This is a genomic window from Paenibacillus filicis, from assembly GCF_038070315.1.
In the GTDB taxonomy this organism is placed as follows: Bacteria; Bacillota; Bacilli; order Paenibacillales; family NBRC-103111; genus Paenibacillus_G; species Paenibacillus_G filicis.
In genome coordinates, this window is record NZ_JBBPCC010000012.1 from 20,086 (window position 1) to 41,259 (window position 21,174).

The window sequence follows — 21,174 nt, forward strand, 5'->3', positions numbered from 1 at the left end:
GTCCTGTGACTGATGCGGGCTGCTGCGTTCTACTTGCCCGTAATCCATTCTTCCAGTCTGACCGCGATAGCGGCCGCCTGTGCCCGGGTCAGCGCACCCAGCGGATTCACGGCATTGCCTTCGCCTTGAATAATACCGTACTTGATGCTTAGAGCGGCTTGACTGCGCGCCCAATCCGGAATCTGCTGCTTGTCCTCATAACTGCCGAGCAGTTGCTCGACCTCTTCGTCTGTGAGCTTGCTGTTCAGTCCAAGCGCTTCGATCACGCGCCCGACCATGGTCATCGCTTCAGCGCGGGTCAGAGTCGCTTGCGGCGCATAGCTGCCGCCCTCAAGACCGTTCACGATACCCAGCTTGGCTGCAATCGCCACGCTGCGGTTATACCAGGCGTCAGCCGCCACATCTGTGAACTCGGAGGTTGCGGACTTGTTCATCAATCCGGCTACCCTCAGAAGAACGGTTGGATACTCGGCGCGTGTGATCTTGCTTTCCGGATCAAACACACCATCGCTCTTGCCCTGCATAAACAGCTTGGCTGCTGCAGCTTCAATACCCGTCTTACCCCAGAATCCATCCTCCACATCCGTGAAGGCAGAGGCTCTGTGCAGGAAGACCAGGCTTCCATCGCCGGTCAGCCGGACATCGACAACCGCTTGACCACGAACCGTATCGAGCTTCCAAGGAACGGTTGTCCATTCACCATCCGCACCGCGCAGAATCACAGCACTGATATCTCCTGCTTTTATCGAGGCTGGGAGGAATACTTTGGCTTTCAGGTAAGCCTGACGATTCGCTTCCGGCAGGTTGGTAACAATCTCAAGCCCTTGGCCGTCTGCGAGCAGCTCGCCCTTCATATCAGTTGCCAGCTGCTTCATGGCGCGCAGAGCAGGTGCGCCGTTCGGACGAAGCTTGATCTCCAGATCCTGCTGCATGCCTGTCAGCATATCCGGCGTAAGGACCAGGCCCACCCCAGGCAGCTCGATGCGAATGCTCCGCTGCTTGGCTGCTGCTTGCTGTGCCACTTCCTTGTCGAAGCGGAACGTGTATTCCTTCAGAGTGACGTCATCCGAGGTGACGATAATGTCTCCCTTGGTCGTGTCAGCACCGTCCTTGGCCGTGATATGAACCGTCAGGCTATCAGCATTGCGTTCGGCCTTCACGATCTGATCGTTGACTTTGACTGAATCTTTGGCCGGCGGCGCCATCGGCCCGCCTCCGCCTCCGCCACCCGCTCTAGTCCACACATTGGCCGTCACCACAGGCGATGAGCCGACGGCTTCTTTCATGGCTGATGTCCGTTTGGCTACGACAACAGAGTCCCCGTTATTAGCCGGCACAACCCCGTCGGCAGGCAGGAAGCTCCAATCGTTCAACTTGTCGCCGAACACTGGAACCACGGCTCCCGCGCCCTTAGGAAACACCTTGTACACGACCTGGTAGCCCGGCTGTTCGCCCGTATCGCCTACGTGTACCCTGGTCGCGGCTGCATTGCCGCTTAAGGCTTCCGTTGTCACCGAATAGTTCTCCAGCTTCGTCGGTGCCGGCACCTTGACGGAAGCCACCATCATGGAATCCAGCTTAATGGCTGTATCAACGGCTTCCTCAGAAGACGCTTCGCTTTTGGCAATATCGTAAGTAGCAGCGATCAGGCTCGCGCCTGTATCCCGCCCGGCCGTAATTTGCAGAACCTTGCGGTTTTTGCCAGTGGCGGCATCTTTCACTTGAACTTCCTCAATAGCCACGGCATCCCCGTTTGTGACCGAATACTTCACGCGCTGCGATTGCTCCGGCGTCATCGGCACTTCGCCGAAAATAGGCTTCTTATTCTTATCCAGGGCTTGCTGCACGCGGAGAACTGGCTCCACGGTTACCTTGGCTCCTGGATTCAGTGTGTCGATCTTATGGAGGACGATGGCTGTCGGCACTTTGAAGCCGTCATTCGTCACCGCTACGGTAGCCCGGTTTTCATTGCCCGCCCCGTCACGTGCGACGAAGATTAACTGGGCTTCCGGACTATCCACCCCAATCGGGACCGATCCTGAGAATTTGCCGTTATCGGCTACCGGAATGCTTACGCCCTTCCCGTCTGCAACCTGACCTACATATACAGTCAGCTTGGCATCCTTGGACGTCGTACCCGCTGCCGTTATGGCGCCATTGACGGTACGCTGGCCTGTAACCGGCTTATCCAGATACAGAATTGGAGCGCTCGTATCGACATTCAAATACATGAACGTCACCTTCTGATCCTTCGTACGCTTGTTCTTGGCTCTCAGCTCGATCCCGAACGTGCCGTCCGTCGGGAATCGGTCGAACGTAATGGTTCCGGTGCTGCCTGCACCGTTATTCTCCAAACTCGTCTTGCCTATCGATTGTTCGTTATAAATCGCTTCGACCTCAATATCCAGCTGATCCGCGAACAACTGAATGGTCTGCTTCGTTTGGTTCGTCAGAACCTCCAGATAATCCGGGTACTTGCCTGCTTCCAAGCTTAGCTTCGGCTCGACGGGAATCGGCAGCAGCGTGCTTGCGCTGTCCGTACGACCCGCGAAGCGATAATTGTCGTTGTCCGGATTCGGTTTGGTAGCAGCCGAGACACCGAGTACATAGGACTGTCCCACTTCCAAGCCCAGATACGTTTTCTTCTCGTTCGGGTTGACCTTAGGACCTGTCAGATCCGTCTCATTGACCTCGGAGGAATTGGAGAATTCCGTCCAGCCCCCGACCAGTATGCCTTCGTACTTGCCGCTTGTGGCATTCCAATAAGACTTCAGTTCTTCTTCCGTAAACAATTGCTCGGCGAAGCTCATATAAGGTGAGAGCTTGCCATTCTTCTGCTGTAGAGCCGTGATCGAGTAGCTATGCTCGACCCCCTCTTGACCGGCCTTCTTGGCAGCAGGCTTGAAGGAGAGACTGAAGAAGCCGTTGCCGGCAGGCTCGATCTGCACATCGGTCACCTCGCCAGGTGCCAGCGGGTCCGTCATGCGGAACGTTTCCGCCGAAGTCTTAGTTTTGAAGGATGCCGATGACTTCAGCGAAGCGCGCAGGTAATACTGGCCCTGCTGCAGCAAGCCGCGAAGATCTTCTTCTTGACCCATCAGCATAACCCGGCTGACATCAACATTCAGTTTGCCGCTGGCGCGTGTGCCATTCACCGAACCGTTAAGATCTACGGCCAGGTCCCTGGCGATCAGTACGCCCGGATCACCGGGCTCCAGCACTTCCTTGCCGTCCACCATTTGCTTGTCTTGGGTGACGGGTTCTTTCGTCAGGTACAGATCTACCTTATCACCCGACTTGGCGTTATCTACCTGCCAGGTGGCGGTGAATTGGTTCGGATCGGTCCCGTGATTGACCAAAGCTACGCTATTCAGATCAGCAAGAACCGGGACGTTAAGCAGCCGTGTAGCGACCGGCTTCATAGCCGTCAATGTCCAAGTACCGCCCTCTTGAGCCTTCGCTTGCGGTACAATAATGAAGGCTTTGCGCACATCAGCCTTCGTAGCCGATTGTGCGGCAGGAATAAATTGTGTGAAAGCATTGGCCTCCGGATTCGTGTTCGTATTATCGAACATCACCGGGTACAGCACGCCGTTCTTATCCTTCAGCTTAAAGTCAGGTCTATTAGCTTCATCGTATTCCACTTCGATGATGGCATTACCGGACGCAGAGCCCACCGGGATTTCATGGATTCTTCCGCCGTCCTTCGTGTAGATACCGCCGATACCGGCTTCCATCGCACTATTTTCCACCAGCTTAACGCCTTCAGCGATATCGCGGTATACAATTTCATGATTGCTCTTCTCCGCATCCAGCCACGAAGTCGCCAACGTGCTCATGCCGGCTCCGATGACAAACAGCTGCGGACCTTTCTCAGGGTCCTCAATGAGCAAGTGAGCGAAGCCCTCCGGAAGATCCTCCTGCGAGGTGCCGAATTCGACCCCACCGCCCCAATAGTAGGTAATCCCCAAGGAAATGAACAAGATGCCCACACTACCCCAGATTTTATCGTTATTGAGACCTAGGAACACGCTGGACAGCGGCATGCCTCCTACGACCGGAACGCTATCCGGTATCTGCAGCTTCGCTCCAATATAACCCTCAAAGTCAATCCGGTGCTTCTCCAGATTTTGCCCGACGAAGATGCCCGCTTTACCCACAATGACTCCCCATCCGCCGATATCAACCTCGGTCTCCACCCGGACAAACCAAGGCGTCACCCATTGGGCTTCCAGCAAGGCTTTGGTAATCATATTGATTTTCTTCTCACCCTTCGGATCTGATGAGAAATCCAGCTTACCCAGGATTGCGAGGCCCGTGCGCTTAACTGTCATGTCCACGCTGCCGAACAAGTACACCGGCGGAACGCCGAACCTCATGTCAACTCCGGCCTGAATGACTAACGGGAACGGATCCTTGGACGTGCCTCCAGCAATCGTATCGGCCAATTCCCGAACAGCACCGCGGACCGAGGTCAAGTAGGTAGCGCCGGTAATCAGAACACCGGGTTGCCCCAGGGTCGTACCGAAGGCGACTACATCGGGCAGTACCCGGCCGTCCTTCACCTGCTTAAAGGCGAGCTCGGCCTGAACCTCGAACTTGCCCTTGACATCGGCCTTGAAGCGGATACCGTATCGATTGGAAACGTCCTCCACCTTCTGCACGAAGTGGACTACCGTGATATCTCCGCTCGCAGTACTCTCGCCCTCTTTCTTTTCTTTCTTCTTGGACTCAAACAAGCCGAGATCCTTGCCGATATCGAAGCGCAGATGTGCATCGACGCCGACGAAGCCCTTGTCATTGAATATAACGTTCCGCACTTCGCCATCCACAATCTTCATAGACACTTTCCCGCCAAACGAGATTCCGCCCGGCCGGAGAGTAAAGTCATTGAACGTAAAGCCAAAGCCTCCCACCATAAACCCTGGAGCGGCAAACAAGCTGTGCTTGTTAAAATACACATGCGTCAGCATCAACTGCCTAAGCGGATTGACCCTATCTCCAAGAGCGCCGGTGGCCCAGCTTAACGTGCCGTTCAAGCTGGTATCTTCAGGATTGCTGTGATCATCTGGGAATATTTCCGATGGATCATCGTCTTTAGGCACTAGTTGGCCCGCGATTTTTTTATCAAACCCGTTGAAGAAATCCAGCGTCCACTCGCCCGCATAGAATGCAAACCCGCTATTCGCAACACTTAAGGTTCCTTCGCCTTTTACAAACAAAGTGTCGAGGAACGGCAAGCTATCATAGCCGCTTATTTTCTTGGGAAGATCGAAAACATCCAGCTTCCCACGAACGAATACCAAGTCCTTGCCCCTATAGGCAACGGCCTCATTAATAAGCGCTGGCTCCGTCTTGGTATCGACGATCACCTGCTTCTCGCTGCCTGTACCAACTTCCTTGATCATGCCGCGAATCTCAACAAGCATTTCACGAACCGGCTTGTCGCTCGCATCTTTTTCCTCAAAAAATTCCTTGTACTCTTTCTCCGAGCTGAACAGCTTATAATTGTAAGCAGGAGTTTCCTTTAAGGACCCACGGTCCGTGAATCCAGGGAGATCGAATTTAGGATCCGCCAGCTTACTGGCTGCACCGACCAGCTTTTTCGCATTTATCAGAACATTGACTGCTTCGTTGAGCTTCTCGCCACTCTCAAACTTTTTGCCTGGGAAAGCATCATTGATCTCTTCAAGCTTTTTCCCGTTTGTCTGATTGGTGACTGAGCTCAAGTCCACATACTGCTTGTACACCGCCATCAGTCCGGCTTCCCTGACGCGGGCTTCATTATTATTCGTGACCTTAAAGGTTTGCTTCGTCGTAATGTCGTACATCGCAGCGATCTCTTCATCGCCGCCCGTATCGCCCTTGAAGTCAATTTGTACCTGGTACTCGCCTAGCGGGAGTTCTGGCCCAAGTCCGGCTTCAATCACATTTCCTTTATCGTCAACCCGGTCACCGCCCCGGTATGTGATCCTCATATCACCGGAGAAGCCGTCATCAGCCGGTTGAAGAATCACAGAATCTTTCACAGCAACCTTATATCGTTTGCCGGTAATCTTTTCTTTGAGATACAGATCAAAGTTAGGCGCTACTTGAGCATTACCCGTGTTGTAGGCTTCAAGATTCGTGATGTTCACGGTAAAGTACTTAATATCGGTGCTGTATAGTTCTTTGGGAGCCAGCCCGTATACATAGGTTGGCGTGGCTTGGCCCACAGGCGGAAGCAAGACAAAATTAGACTTGACGGACAGATACTGGGCTTTCAGCCCTTCATCCTGGATGCCCTCAATTTTCTTGACGGTTTCCGCACTTTTTGCTGTCAGCATGTACTGCTTGGTAGTCGGCCATGGCTTGCCTTTGGCCTGCACTTTAAATGATACCGTTACCGTATCGCCCGGCTTATACTTCGGTTCTATCCCATTAGCCGCTTCCTCCGGGGTAGCAGGCTTACGGTAAGTAAGCTCTTTACTCCGGAAGGCCTCCGTAACCACTTTGCCGGCAGCGTCTCTTACGACCTTCCCTTCATTGTCCAATCTGACGAAGCTTAATCCGCTCTCCAGCTCCAGGTTAGCCGTAATGTCGGAATGCTCCATATTAAACAACGCCAGATTTTCGATCTCCGCTGTAATATCAAATATGCCTTCATTTTCATAGGCGCTATTATCCATAGTCGTAGCGAGCTGTTGAGGCGGGTCCATGTATCGTATGGAGAACACCTTGTCCGGTTCCAGAATTTCCCCTAGTCCATAGACAGTCTCGAACGTTTGAACCTTTTTATTCTCAAGCGCCTTAGGCTTCCAATAAAATGCAACTGCGGAATCAGCCGTTCCGTAGTCGTTCGTATCCCTGGTAAAATCCAAATTTCCATGGGGTGTATAATCCCACTTCGTATTCGCCAGACCATTCCAGTGCCCAACGATCATTTCATCCACGATATTGATGCCAGCTTCGGAGAAATTGTTAAATCCGTACGCAACCACATTGGTCGCCAGCGGATTCGTTAAATCCAATTTGTCCCGCATGACCCAATAAGGAGGCAGCTTATAGTAGGCCCTATCCTCCTCTGAAATAGAAGGGTCGTTCTCGGGATCATGCACCAGCTTCCGTTCCACCAGCAGTGGTGCTCTGTAAGCTGTACCGATTTGAAACTGCGGCCCGTCATTACTGCCGACCTGCGTATCCAACAGGATCCGTGTACCCAATTCGACCTTAGCTCCGCTGTTGTTCATGACCTCATATCGGATGTTGGCATTACCTGCATTCAACTTATCGTTGGTGTCGGCATAAAGCATGAGGATTTGTTTGATCGCCACACCTTTGATGGTCCAAATCGTTTCGATCTGCTTGGTGCCATTGCTATTCTCTACAATTCGGGGAGTCGTGATCTCAGAGAAAAAATCAGCTCCAAATTTATAGGGATTACCGAAAATATAATCCGCCCCATCGATCCGGAAGCTTGTAAATGATGTATCCGGATCATCTCCGCGAAACATTAGATTGACATTGTCATCCTTCTTGCGGATCGGTTGCCCGTCCACCGTGCGAATCCCAAAACGGCCTGTGCCATTATCCACACTTATTTTAATAAACTTATTTTCCAGCACCGTTGTCTTGGGCTGCGAAGCAACGGCAGCCAGAGCCGATGTCGCCTGGGTGAGCGAGCCGAGCAGAAGCAATACGGCCAGCACGGACACAAGCGTTCTTTTAAACAGCTTCACATGAGTGCCTCCTGTCTCTTAATGAAAAAGCTTACTTTGACAATAGCTGAGGGAATCCTAAGATTCCCTCCTTATCCAGGCTAAGATGCGCTAATCCACTTTACTAATAAAGAACGTAGCGTACTCGCGCTCGCGTTCCTGATTACGAACGATGATGGTATACCATCCTGCTTTAGGGAATGTCACCTGATAATTGCCATTGACCAGTTCCCGATAGCTCAGCTTCGTCGCAATAGTTTTCATTTGTCCCTCACGGAACAGACCGGAGTAGTAGAACAAATCATAGGTGCCTTCTGTATTGGTCAATTTCTGACCTGAAACATCCATTACATTAAATCCAGTAATTTTGAAGCTAACCTTATTACTTTCAAATAAGGACGTCTCCCCGCTCGAAGCCGAGATTAACTGATCGTTACCAAAGATAAGCATACCGTCTCCAGCTACTACCACAACCTCCTGAGTAGCGGATCCTGCATTACCGACCTGGTCCACTGCGGTATAGGTGACGATTTGGCGACCCGTTCTGGAAAGATCCAACCCGTTGATTGATACTCGAATGTTCTCTGGTGAAGATACGTTATCGCGAACGGAATACCCTCCCAAATCCTTACGAAAATCGAAATCAGGCTTGTTCTGCGCAACGCCAATGGTTGGAACATTCAATGTAAGCTCAGGCGCCTTATTGTCTAGACCTTTGACCGTTATCGGAATTTTATTCACATTGCCGAGCAGATCAGATACTGCGACCGAGAGCGACCCGTCAGCTGAGAAAACTCTGGTGGTTGTAAACTTTCCATCTGCATCGCTAATTTGATTCTTGTATTCTTCCACGTTTGGATCCGGCTGATAAGGCGCCGTACCCAGAAACACACGGTTAGGAGCCATCGCTTTACCGCTGATGTCTACCTTCATTTTTCCTCGGGCATAGGCTTGGCCGTCAATGATTACCTTATTGCTCTCCGCAACTGGGTTTTCCTCTTCATCCACCAAGCTGTAGGCAATCGTTTCAGCCTGTGGAGGTGAGCTGATGATATTCTTGACGTTTTCCTTCACCACTGTCACATTGCCCAGTGCATCATAAACGGTGAATTCGGCAACGCCGTTCGCTGTCATATAGATCTCGGAAGGCATCCCGGCAGGAATGATGAACTCCTTGGAATTCTGGTCTTTCTTCTCTACCGTAAGCTTGACTCCCTCAATCAGTTCCAGACCGTCTGCGATTATTTTTTTATAAGCTGTGCCATCGGCCTTGGTATACGCACGGGCAATTTTTACTTGGGGTCCTTCCTTATCGATTGAATTCAACGTATAAGAAGCCGTACCACTGTTGCCTGCTTCGTCCAAAAACTCGAAGGTAAAGGTGCCGTTCTCTTTAAATGTATACGTATTGCTTCCATTATTATTGGTGATACGAACCGGCTCGGAAGGCTTCAGCTTTACCGTAACATTGCCATTGGTAGTGCCTTCCCCGGACAGAAGCTTCTCCACGATTCCCGTCGGCGGGGTAGTATCAATATTGCTGACAACCGCGTAAAGTGTAGCCTTGCGGTCCGGATTACTCGTATCTGTCAAATCAAATGAATAGTAACCGTTTTGCTTGACATGGAACCGATTCCCGCTCCGTTCCGGCGCGGACGGATTTACCGCGGAAGGTACTACCTTAATACCCAGTGGAGGCGTAATATCAATATCGATGCCCGTGACCACGCTAACAGGGCGGCTTGTGCTTAATGTGGAAATTGCATAGACAGGTTCCACATCGGATCGGGAGCCGATATCGAGCGGCTTGGCGTTTCCAATGACACCCTCACTTCCATCAGCTTGAGGCCCTGTTTTGTAACGAACTTGGATTTGCCCGCTCTTCACATTGTCTGAAGGTACCTTGATGGATACAAAATTCGTATAAGGGCGCCACCTCAGCCAGCTATTTCCATAATCCGGGGAGATTGAATATTCGTACCCCGACTTATCCAGCACGTCCAGACTGAGCTGGACAATCGCTGTATAACCATCCTCCTGATCCCCGTATACGTAGAGCAGGTCCGACTTGGCATCTGCCGGAGGCTGGGTGGACGGCTTGGATACTCTAAAATATCCTGTTGTGGAAATGACCGCCTCATTACCCGCCTTATCCTTGGCGTATACATAAAGCTTATAGTCTGCCGACTCTCCGGCAGCCAGATTGCTGGAATCAATTACGGCTTTTGCTTCATTGGTTTCTAGCGTCTTCCAGCCCGGAGAAACTTCCAGTGGAGCAGGCTCTCCTTTTTTCACCCATTGATATTGACCGGCGGCCTCATTCAGCGTATCGCGTACAGCAAAGCCCACTTCTTGCTTCGCCCTCGGATATAAGTTCTCCTGAATGCCAAATTCCACCGTCGGCGCTGTGTTATCAAAGAAATAGGCCTTTGAGAAGAAGTAATACCGATTCGCTCCCGCTTCCTTAACTGTAATATGCAGGTATTGCGTCCCATTCAATTGCTTGTCCGCAGGAACGAGGTATTCATAGCCTCCGGAACTTCCCGGCACTTCATGAATCCATGTGTAGGCACTATCTCCTTCGGGACGAACGGAGCTGTAATTGAATGCATAGCCAACCTCATAAGGGATGGTCAAGAGATTCTGTGGCATCCTGTAGGTAGCAGCACTAACCGTAGTCCCATAGGTTGAATAAGTTACAGAGCTAACGGTGGGCGCAGTCGGCCGGTTCAAAAAGAACTTAATATCATGACTTTGCACATAAACGCGATCAGTTCCAGAGGAAAACTCGCCTCTTACCTGAGCTGTTGAATCCACAGTAGCCGGAGAACTCAGCCGATTCAGAGATTCATTGCCTAACATATCTGTAGCCTTGATATACAGCACATATTTTCCGTCCTCCGACACTTCATTCACTGTGCCTGTGACGAATTGGTTCCCATTCAAGCTGATCGGCTTCCACTGGATATCCTGGGGCTCGCTGCCCTCTTTGACCCATTGATAGAAGCTTTCCTTCAGTCCGCTGTGCTCATCCGTTATCGTTGTCGTTACTTCTACGTTAGCCGAACGGTCATTGGACAGCGAAGAAAGCTCGATCGTAGGACCCTTGTTATCCAGCAGCATCGCTTTTTTGTTATGCGTCCAGTTCGAATCAAGATGATTAAAATCTTCCAAGGGCCAAACATTCAAATCGTCATATTGACCGACCGCAGCGAGTGCCTTGTTGTCAGCATAAAAGATCTTATCAGCCTCCGAACCTGGGGCTTCGTTTTTCCAGACTTCGTATTGCTGCGAGTGTGAAGCCTTGTACGATTTCATTTTTTCGTACTGCATTAATTCCCTGGCGGTATCCCATGTCATATCCGCGGTCCAACTGTGGAGGTACCACGTTCCACTGCCCTCAGGGGTGAATGCTTCCGCAGGCGGAGCGATCATACTCGTTTTGTTGTTGACCACATTTAGATTCAAATTGGCAAATGCAGCTTCATCCTTGTACAGGTCCTCTCTTGGCTGTTTGGCCGCCAGCGAATATCGCTTGATTGCGGCGTAATTGTCTGTTTCTTTTCCCGCCAAGGGGTCTTGGTCGCTTCGGGTCCAAGCATAATATACTAGTCCGACTGCCGGCGACGAAGGTCCTGTTACATTGGAAGGACGGTAAATCCCCCGGCTTGGTCGCTCGTAGTTCGAAGTCGCATTGTATTCCGGATCAAGTACAGGAATCGGTACCGGTGGATCATTGGCATCAATCGTGATCTTACCGCGCTTCTTATACTGTGTATCCGTTGCCCCATCATTCTCGTAGTGGAAGCTGATGACCGGAATCGTATTATCGATAGAAATTTGGGCCCAATCTACTTTGGAATTGACATTCGAATAGTCGCCTTCATCAATCGAAGGATCCTTCTCCGGGTCCTTGTCCTTGTGCAGCCCCATAAAATTAACAGGCTGAATGAGATGATTGCCTGCATAATCCTGTATGACATTTCTGTCTTTGTTCAGGTAGTCACTGTCCGGAAGATAGTCTTTCTTATTGTGCGTCAGTGCAATAACTTTGAGCAGCGGCGTTTCTACCTGTACACCAGCCGGAATCTTCATACGGAATCTAAGATTTTTAGAGTTAAAGCCAAGATTCTCATCATTGGCTTCATCATAGTAATAAGCCCGCATCCCATTATTAAAAAGCAAATAAGTCTCTTTAGGATTCCAATCCGGGCTTCCATCGCGATCATCCCTAATGACGACCTCTTCGGTAAGCTGGACTGTAAAGTCGATGGTGTCATCCTTATTCACAGTGACACCGGTTAAAATCTCAGGTTGAACACCATTTCCCGTTTTCGTAAATTTAGGCGCTACAGCGTCTACAATGACCCGAAAGCCACCTTTCTCAAAATCAAACGGGTTGACCTCCTTACCTCTCAGAAGCTGTAAGCTCTCATTGCTCGCTGTATTAGGAAAACTAAAAGGTTTAATCACATTACCCGCTGCATCAGCCAGCACTGCTTCTTGAAGCTTCTCCTCCAAGCTTTTGTCCATAGGTCCTCTGGAGTTCTCTGAAGGCTGATCCGTTAATTTGAGACGCGGCTTCAAAGGCAAGTTGCCGCTATGATGAAACTTCGATGCCTTGTATGTATATACGAATTGCTGCCTTAACGGTACCTTCAAAAACGTACCGGTAAAATCTGCTGACGTATAGGAGGCGTTTGTCAGAAACTGCTCCTGACCAGCCGTAGGCAAACCGTCTCCAGCCGGATTTACAAATAAAGGTTGCCGCAGAAAATGCTCATGATATCCTGAGCTTAGTGTCGTAGGCCGTACAGGCTTGCTGAAATTATATGACAGGGTGATGTTTTCCTTGGCTTTGGCATATAACTCATGTTGTCCTTTCTTGTTGGTTCGCTGCACGCCATCGCCAGTGAAAGTGTAACCTGTCATTTCGGGCCGGACCGTGTCTCTGAATTTAATAAATAATCCTTCAGCTCCTGCATGCTCGCCTTCCATACCTGCATTAATGTTAATAACCGTATTTGGGGTAATTTTTACGGCAAATTCACGGTAACCAATATCCCCGCCACCCGTATGTCCGGACAAAACCGATTTTCCGTCTATCGTGAAGTTAGCCGACGTAATCCTCGTTTTGCACCAGAACAGAACGCAATCATACTCATAAAGCCTGAGCTTATTCCAGCCTACTACAACTTCGGCAGTTCCTCCTTCGGCCAATGCCTTCAAATAAGGGTTATCCTTGACCGTAATCTTAAAGGCCACAGATACAGGGCCGGAAGCATTAATCGTGCCATCCGCATAAATTTTTGCATCGCGGTCCGTTTCCGTCTGTAAAAATCCGGGAGAAGCGGCAAAGCTGTCAGAAGCTACATTAAAATTGCGGAACGCATTTTGCGCCTCCTTTGTTGCATTGCCTATTCGGGTATTATCGAAAAATATTTCTAAATCCTCATTACCGGCCGCTTGAGCACCTAAGACCGGCAGTAATGAACATAGCATACTAACGACGATCAGAATGGACATCCATTTCCAGATCAACTTCTTCTTAATCACGAACAATACCCCTCCTAAAGTCTCGAATCACTAGTTCTTATGGCACAACTGAAATTCTTTAAAACCACTTCTCTTTCGGTAAGCTTTCCTGCATTATAAACAATGACCTCTAAACAAATACTAAACATTTTGATGAATATAAGAATAAATACTCATTTTCTCGTCCTAAAATGAGGGAAAATGTCGTTTCTTGGCTAATATCAAAAAAATTTAATACTTCTTTATTCTTAGTTAAGAGTGAAGTGATGGAGTTACAAGCAGTTAAAGGAGAGGCACTGACTTGAATTCAAAATAAAAAACCACAATACGAGGGTTATCGCATTGTGGTAGGAATGAACTGCTGCAACCGGGTTAATCTCTCACCTAATTCAACCAGCAACTCAAAAAATATTTCTCATCTTCTGTTAACAAAAAAGGCATATTTTTCACGTCTGGAAAAGTAGAATTTAGGAAAATAATCTTGTCATCCTCCCAAATCCCTTTCCAAAACAATCCTGTCAAAGGGTCCTTCCAATCAGGATTTAACGATTTGGCTTCACCTGTAAATTTTATATCGATTTCTTTATTATAAACTTCACCGATAAAGGGATGCGTTGTTGAGTGTATTGTTGGTACTTCATCAATAAATGGGCGCTTTTCAAATAGCAACTCATTAACGAGAAGCTCACCGTGAATATCAATACTATTTTCGTTTTGATAGATCATTAAAAGAAACACACTATTCTCCGAGGCAAAATAGAACGCTTTATATTTTCTCATACTATTCTCCATATCAATTTAAACAGATTTAACTGTATTCCATAAATCATTGAATTATAAACTACCGCTTCTGATTCCTTGCCTTGCAGCTTCCCTAGCCATTTTAGTAATGGATACCTCATTGAATCCAACTTCGTCAGTCCTTTGAAAATAATTCCAAGTACTCGTTTTCACTCTAATCCAATAACAAATCATTAGAGAGCCAATTACCCAAAAAAACAAGTAAGAAGATTCGAGAGTTCGTTACATAGATTAGAGTATGAGATTAATTATATTAGTCCCTCAAAATTCAGCTTCTCGCTATATGTAACTAAGTAAAATTCCTCCATGAGTATCATAGCGATACATTGTGCGTCCCATGAATCCGGCTTCTTTGAAGAATCCTGTGGTCGTGGCTTGTTTGATCCAGCGGTCTAAAGCGGAGGCTGTGAGGTCGTATTCCTCCACAATTGCTACTCTGGATTTGCCATTTTCACAGAGTTCCACCATTTGTTTTTTGAATTGTACTATAAAAGTACGTCGTTGTTGTTTTGGCATTATTGAGATCTGCTCCTTAGGATGATAGGTTTATTCCACAAGCCCTTATTTTTATTATCCAACTAAGTGTAGACGATCCTCTCCACCGTAACGGCATTGAGGACCAGAGTAACTTTCAAGGCCGCTCCTATGATTTGTTAATCAGCCATACGGCGATTGTGTTTTCCAGCAACATGCTTCTTGAGTGGCAGCATCGGAAAGAAAGACACGGACGCGCTCTCCTTCGGTGGTTTGTTTTATTTGCTGTACGACGAAGTTGGCACACTTGTTTGGATGGTGGCCCTGCAACAGTTGCTCGATTTGATAAACGAAGTAGCCAATAAAGCTGGGATGAAGCTGTCGGCTTTGATTAAGCGTCAACTTGGGCAATGGATTGCGGTGTTGCCCAACTACATCAGAGCTTGTTGACCAATTTCGTGCTGCGAAAGTTGAGTATTTAAGGCCAAGATATTTGATCCTAATACTAGGAAGGTTTATTGCTGAGGATATGTATGAAGGGGAACTTACGAATTCGCTCACGTTGAATCTTTATACGTATGTGCATAATAATCCGGTATTCTTTTTTACTAGGTAAACTTAAAATCATGGGAATCAGCAATAAATAGGCTTGAAAGGTCACCTTCGGAATTAAAAATGAATGTGGCCATTCGGTATTACACCGTATCACGCGTCGTTGCTTTCGCTCCTTGGTCCGGCAGAAGTTAAGAAGCCTGGAAGTGGAGTCAGCCGGACAATCCTGCAAGGCTAAGTTACGGAGAGCTACCCGGCAAGAAACATTAGCTGCGCTTGATTGAACGGAAACTTAAGCCTTTCGGGTTCGTGAATATAAAACGTTAGCTGAAATCAATTATTTATTTAGAAAGGTGGCAAAGGGGCCACCGGCATAATATTTTATCTTTTTTCAATTCGCAATCCATTTTTTATTACGAAAATAACTTTTGGATCGCTAATTTTATAAACGACCGTCCCGGATTTTTGTTCATGTTTTTTAACCAAACCCATTTTTTCCATTGCAACAACATAATTGTTTGTTGAACCGCCAGTTTTAGCGTATTCATTTAATTGGTTTTTCGTAAAGAACTCATCAGGCAATTTTTGTAGATGAGCTACATAGGAGTAAATATCCATTGTATTTGCCCGAGCATTAAGCTTTCTTGGGTAATACTCATAGAAATTAAACTTCAGAACAAAATGTTTAAATCCCTGTTGAATAGCCTCAAGTGTAACATAAGAGGAATCCGGATCAATTTCAAATTGAGCTTCAAAAATTCTATTAAATACATGCCAGAGATCTCTAGGATTAGAATTAGCTAAAATAAATACTTCATTGAGCATGGTTTCCTCAACTTTGGGATCAAATATTTCTTTGTAATCACTAATTTGATTATTTGAATAAGTTTTTAGTCGCTGGTTTAGTGCCATTACCAAATCAGCCTTATTCCAAGTTATCTCTGGACAGTAGTGTTTCTGAGTCCTTACAGCATCTCTTAACATGGAGAACGGGACAGCCCAAATCGAAACAATTAACTGAATATCTTGGTTCAACAATAATTTATTATCCGTGACAACAGGCTTTATGAATTCTGATATACCTTCTGCATCATTCTCGAATCTCGGATCCTCATCAAGTTTATCGAGAGAAATGATAATTTTGGTGAATCCCATCTTCTTAATAATGTAGATAAAGCGCTCAATTAAAGAGTATGTAGAATCTAGGTTCAAAAATCCTTCATCAATTTCAGTTGTTAATTCTGGAAAGAACTCTTTTATTTTCCCTTCTTGGATAAGCGGAGGTAGTTTGGAAAAATGTGATGTAATAGTATCGGATATAATATTTGCGGCGGCAGTAGTTCCATAATTTAATGTAAAGCGGAAGTAGTTGTACCCTTTTTTTAACCCGCGGACTAATTTAGGAGATTGGATCTGCTCAATTTTATCTCTTAAACTTCTTTTAGTGACATTTTCAAGATAATTCTTAAGAAGATATGAAAGTAAGAGTCTTTCTTCGGAGTTGAGTTTATTTATTTTTTTCCTATCCTCAGCTAATCTTAAAAAAATTTGAGAAGTTAAATTCTTTAAAATCAACTTATAAAATTCTTTTAGATCACCTGTTGTATCTAATTCAGAAAAATTATCAATTGAGCATACTAATGTCGTCGCCTTATTTTCTTTTCGAAGAAGATCAAATAGTAAAGCAGTTTTCCCTGTGCCTCTATTTCCGATTAACATCATCGTTCGCCCATGGCTGAAGCTTTCAATAATGGGAGCATAATCTGAAGGCTGAATAAACAAATCCACGAGTTTATCCTTCTCGTTTTCTGTTGTGTAAACTGTAAAGGGATATTCTATTAGTTTGAATCGTGTGTACAAATCTTTAAAGGTCGATTTAGTGGAAGCCATTGTATTTGTTGACATAGTTCTATTCTCCTATGATTCATTCTCTACTAATACTACCTATAGTACAAGTAAATTGTAATAAAAGAAAGAGTTTTACTGGATAATTCAAGAAGTTGCAATTTTAGCTGACACCATATTATGGAGGTCGTTTAGGATGCTGTCGTAAGGCAAACCCCGGCTATGCGTGAATGGATCCGCTATCTCGTCGTTTAAAAATATCTTCGTTGTTACCTACATCCGTTCTGCCAGAAAGTACGTAAGTTAACGTCCCCCCCCTGTACCACATTCACCAATAAGACCGTAAGCTAAGCTTCCATAAAAAATATGGGATAATTTCTTGCAGTGATCACGCATCTGACCATAGCCATGTAATTTGGGATCGGCTACATGTTCATAACTCTCTAGTCTTACTTGAAACAAGTCCGTGGGTATCATGCTTTTCCAAACCCCATTTCTATACATGGACCTGCATTTTTGAACGTCTCATCCAAACTAAAGTAAGAAGGATTATTTCTGTGCCATAGCTTTAGAATGACATGATAGTAGGTTTTCAGAGAAGTACTTGTTACACTTAGTGCTACGCTCGCTAAAGTTGCTGCTCCTCCAATCGCCGTTCCTCCCGTTGCTACGTCAGCGGTATTCATGCCAGCCGTAATTAATATGCCGCTGGAAACGTTGCAGGTCGCTCAAGCTACCGTTGCTCCGATCACAACAGACCAATCTTCCTTCCTCCCTCTATCAACCCTCATGTAGGGTACCAACTGTTTTAGCATCATTACGGTCTATAAAAAAACGTTGTTCCGCAAGTTGTAGTCTTGATCAAACAGCATTCCCGTTTGACCCCTCCGCTTATCATTCAAGCCAGCATTTTCTACAGCATGCCTACTAGGGTCCCTATACCTCAGCGAATTATTATACACATGCAAATTCAAACTCAACGGATTCTTAATATTCCCTTCATACGTATCCTAGTTAATAAAGCTGACCAACCGTAAGAATAAGGGGCGAATCCCGCCCCATTCCAGCATACTATCCCGCATCTTTAACAGGCACCTTCGGCATCACATAGGCTGTCTTCGTTTTCATCAGGCAGTACACTACATTAACCAGCTTACGCATGATGCAGACAATCGCCTGCTGCTTCGTCTTCCCAGCCGCCATCTTCTCCTCATAGTACGCGTGAAAGTAGGCGTTACGCGGCTCCTTCTTCGTTCGCGTGACGGCTATCTGCCGAATCGCCAAGGCTTTGAACACATCGTGCAGTTCCCGGTTCCCCTGCTTGCTCTTGTAATTTCGCACCTTATTGCCCGAGCCGCACAGGATCGGCGCTACTCCTGCGAATCTCGCCAGCTTCTCAGCGCTCGGGAAACGGTGAATATCTCCAATCTCTGCCACCAGCTCCGCTGCCGTGACTCCTTCAATTCCTGTCATCGTCTCCAACTGGTATCCTAGCTTCTCCATCAGCTCCCGGATTTCCTTCTCCAGCCCTGCCAGTTCCTCTTCATTAAACCGAATGTTTCTTACCAAGCTTCGCACAATCGCATCCCGCTTATCCTGAAACTCCCGTATCGTATCTCCATCCGTCTCGACCAGATTCAGGATTTGCTCAGCCTTCTTCCCGGATAAAGCATAGTTGCTCCGCTCTCTCAGGTACTCCGTCAGGCCTTCAACGCTTACGTGTTTCAGGTGGACGGAGGATGGATAGTCGTTCCAGAAGGCCAGCGCCGTCTTTCCATCCACTTCCGAAAAGAATTTCTTGTAACTCGGGTAAACATACCCCAGTTGCTGGTGAAGCTTCTTCACCAATCCACTCTGGTTCTTCACGATCCAGCGCCTCTGGGTCACAAGTTGGCTAATCGCCCAGTACAAGTCTTGAGGCTTCGCATCGGGCAACTGCTCCCACTCGTCTCGCAGCACCTTCGCCACACATTCCGCATCCCAGCTATCTGACTTCTGGACTGTTACGTGGCTTTTACGTCTCGACGCAGACAGCGCCGGATTCACTTCCTTCACCGGATATTTCTTCTCCGTCAAGTATAGGGCCAGCGACCTGCCGTAACCCCCTACATCCTCCAAGCCATAGACCGCGCTATAGCCCCGCTTGACATGCTTCTTCACTTCCTTTTCCAGAAGCGGAAACATAGCAGGCTTGTTCTCGAAACGGATTTCTCCCAGCTTTTTATTCCAAGCGTCGAGGATCACCGCCGTATGGTGCTGCTTATGCAGGTCAACCCCGACATAGATCGCCTTCTCACGCTGTGTCATTACTCATCATTCCTTCCTTAGGGTAGGACGGGCAGCATCCTCGGAAGAGAATCGGGTTAGCTTCCACCTAAGCCTGCATCCTCAGTTCGAGCGGACAAGCCGCAAAGACACGTTAGCAGAGTCTTAAGCTTCGATTTCCCTTATCTACTTTCCGCTTTCAGCCGCCCGGCCACATACGCTTTCTCCAAGCGAAGATGAAGCAGAGACAATCGTAACTCCTCGGTATATCGGTGAACCCTTCCCAGCAACTCCTCCGCCGTCAGGAGGTCCAGGTCCATCGCACGTTCATACGTATAGTCCAGTATCACCATCGTTAGAGCTTCGCTCGTTTGGACTTGCTGGAGCCGTTTGTCTTCTTGCTCCACTAAACTCTCGTACCTTTCTCGTTTCTCCTTCACGTACCGTCCCCCCCATCGCTTCTAGAAAATGGTAATTAATTCCTTATCGGCAAGCATAGTACGCTTCCCAGAAGAAATTCAAGCCCTTTTTTTAAAGTGTGGGGAACTTCGTTTTTAAAGTGGCATATAAGTACACACAGCCTACTCTAGCCAGCTACATGCTTCCGTCATGCTTCCTTTCCATTCCCGCTTTAAATCACTCAGTTTGGCTCGAGCTTAGCCGATAGGTCTCCAACTCCATATAATCCAAGTATTCCGCAGGAAATCGGCGCGACTCGACGAGATACGGTTGATAGCCATGACTCCTCAGGTCCTTCATCATCTCGTCGTAATCTCCCTTCATTCTCGTTGGCTGGATCAGGTTCTTGCTCTGCAGCAACAACCGCTTCCCATAGGAGCGTTCATCCTCTTTAAACACCCTCAGGTTATTCAGCATATCTTGCTTCAGTCGGTTTCGGCGTTCTTCCATCGGCAGTCCATAGATCGTTCGATAATCCACGCGCCCTTGGCCCCAAAGCGCCTGAAACGTCTGATCCTTCAAGACCTGCTCCGGGAGGCGGGGAAGGTTAGCCAGAACGTGAAAGTGCAGCGTTCCGCGCTTCTGAAACGACCGAACAGCCAAATATTTAAAATCTCCATACCACTCCCTCATCCGCTTCACCCAGTTCTCGAAGTCTCGTCCTCCTTCTTCCAACGTGATATCCGTTCTCTCATACGTCAAGGTGATGAACTTATCTCCCGGGCGGAAATTCAGGTCCATCAGGTGGCAGAACTTCTCCCGCTCAGCTAAAGTCAGCCTTCCAGGTCTGGGCATCCTCTCCCGGTGCTTCTTGGGCTGTTCTTCCTCCCCTACAGGCTCATAGATGGCGGAGCGAAGCAACTTCTCCATAGCGGAGAGCTTCGGGTCGGCCCGTATCGCCGCTCTCGCGGCCTCGCGCTGGGCCTTCGTTAGACGCGGATTCATTCCCGCAGGGTATATCTTTCTCCCATAGCGCTTCACTCGCACATAGTCCCCAATTCTTACCATCTGGCAGTTATATCCGCCCATCTTCTTCATCCTCCCTGGTTCATAAGCCCCCTGTGGGCATTTGTTCTAAATAAAGCAGGGAAGAAGAAGTGTACTCCATGGGGTTCATGGGAAATTGGTGAGGTCCTCAGGATAATACTTCGACGAGTCGAAATGGCGAAAAGCCCTTTCCGGCGATTTTAGGACGATCAGCGTCCGTCTATTCGCCAGAAGGGCTATGGAAAGGCAGGGATAGGAAGGGAACAGCTATTCGAAATCCATACATCAGCTCGATAAGAGCTGAGTGACGAGCGAAGCGAAGTCCTCCGAGCGTAGCGAGGATGGTCATGCTTCATACGCTTCATAGAAGACATGACTTTCCCTTATTCAGAAGTAGAAGCTTCGCCAAAACCTTTCTTCATTCTCTAGTTCCTTGTTGGGCTCAATCAGTTCAGGCTGTTCCTTTATCAGGGTTAAGGACTCAAAGGCTTAGCCCTTACCTTCCGGCCTTCAGGGAAGGACAGAATGTTCAGGTGTAGAAGTTTTGGTTCTACTTCTG

9 protein-coding genes and 1 pseudogene are annotated in these 21,174 nt (G+C 47.8%); 1 reads left to right on the forward strand and 9 read right to left on the reverse strand.

Annotation, left to right across the window (positions count from 1 at the left end):
- Positions 1-29 precede the first annotated feature (29 nt).
- The 4 genes from WMW72_RS18520 to WMW72_RS18535 all read right to left on the reverse strand — a co-directional run bounded on the left by WMW72_RS18520 (position 30) and on the right by WMW72_RS18535 (position 14,549).
- Positions 30-7,718 (reverse strand): S-layer homology domain-containing protein, encoded by a 7,689-nt coding sequence (locus WMW72_RS18520; RefSeq protein ID WP_341417021.1) that lies wholly within the window; start codon positions 7,716-7,718, stop codon positions 30-32.
- Between the two features lie 90 nt (positions 7,719-7,808).
- Entirely contained in the window at positions 7,809-13,253 is a 5,445-nt protein-coding gene (locus WMW72_RS18525) for a hypothetical protein (protein ID WP_341417022.1), read from the reverse strand.
- Between the two features lie 363 nt (positions 13,254-13,616).
- Positions 13,617-14,012 (reverse strand): hypothetical protein, encoded by a 396-nt coding sequence (locus tag WMW72_RS18530; protein ID WP_341417023.1) that lies wholly within the window; start codon positions 14,010-14,012, stop codon positions 13,617-13,619.
- A 300-nt stretch (positions 14,013-14,312) separates the two neighbouring features.
- Complete coding sequence (locus WMW72_RS18535; RefSeq protein WP_341417024.1) at positions 14,313-14,549, reverse strand: transposase; 237 nt, start codon at positions 14,547-14,549, stop codon at positions 14,313-14,315.
- A 104-nt stretch (positions 14,550-14,653) separates the two neighbouring features.
- Between WMW72_RS18535 and WMW72_RS18540 the strand changes: the two are divergent.
- Positions 14,654-14,957 (forward strand): annotated as a pseudogene (locus tag WMW72_RS18540) (IS4 family transposase); the annotation flags it as partial.
- Between the two features lie 483 nt (positions 14,958-15,440).
- Here WMW72_RS18540 and WMW72_RS18545 read toward each other — a convergent pair.
- The 5 genes from WMW72_RS18545 to WMW72_RS18565 all read right to left on the reverse strand — a co-directional run bounded on the left by WMW72_RS18545 (position 15,441) and on the right by WMW72_RS18565 (position 20,657).
- Entirely contained in the window at positions 15,441-16,964 is a 1,524-nt protein-coding gene (locus WMW72_RS18545; protein ID WP_341417026.1) for a P-loop ATPase, Sll1717 family, read from the reverse strand.
- A 413-nt stretch (positions 16,965-17,377) separates the two neighbouring features.
- Complete coding sequence (locus WMW72_RS18550) at positions 17,378-17,590, reverse strand: hypothetical protein (protein ID WP_341417027.1); 213 nt, start codon at positions 17,588-17,590, stop codon at positions 17,378-17,380.
- A 385-nt stretch (positions 17,591-17,975) separates the two neighbouring features.
- Positions 17,976-19,211: an IS110 family RNA-guided transposase gene (locus WMW72_RS18555; RefSeq protein ID WP_341417028.1), complete on the reverse strand. Its 1,236-nt coding sequence runs from the start codon at positions 19,209-19,211 to the stop codon at positions 17,976-17,978.
- 140 nt (positions 19,212-19,351) lie between these two features.
- On the reverse strand, positions 19,352-19,609 hold the full coding sequence (locus tag WMW72_RS18560) for a hypothetical protein (RefSeq protein WP_341417029.1): 258 nt from the start codon (positions 19,607-19,609) through the stop codon (positions 19,352-19,354).
- Between the two features lie 196 nt (positions 19,610-19,805).
- Positions 19,806-20,657, reverse strand: coding sequence for a rolling circle replication-associated protein (locus WMW72_RS18565; protein WP_341417030.1), 852 nt, complete (start codon positions 20,655-20,657; stop codon positions 19,806-19,808).
- Positions 20,658-21,174: the final 517 nt, after the last annotated feature.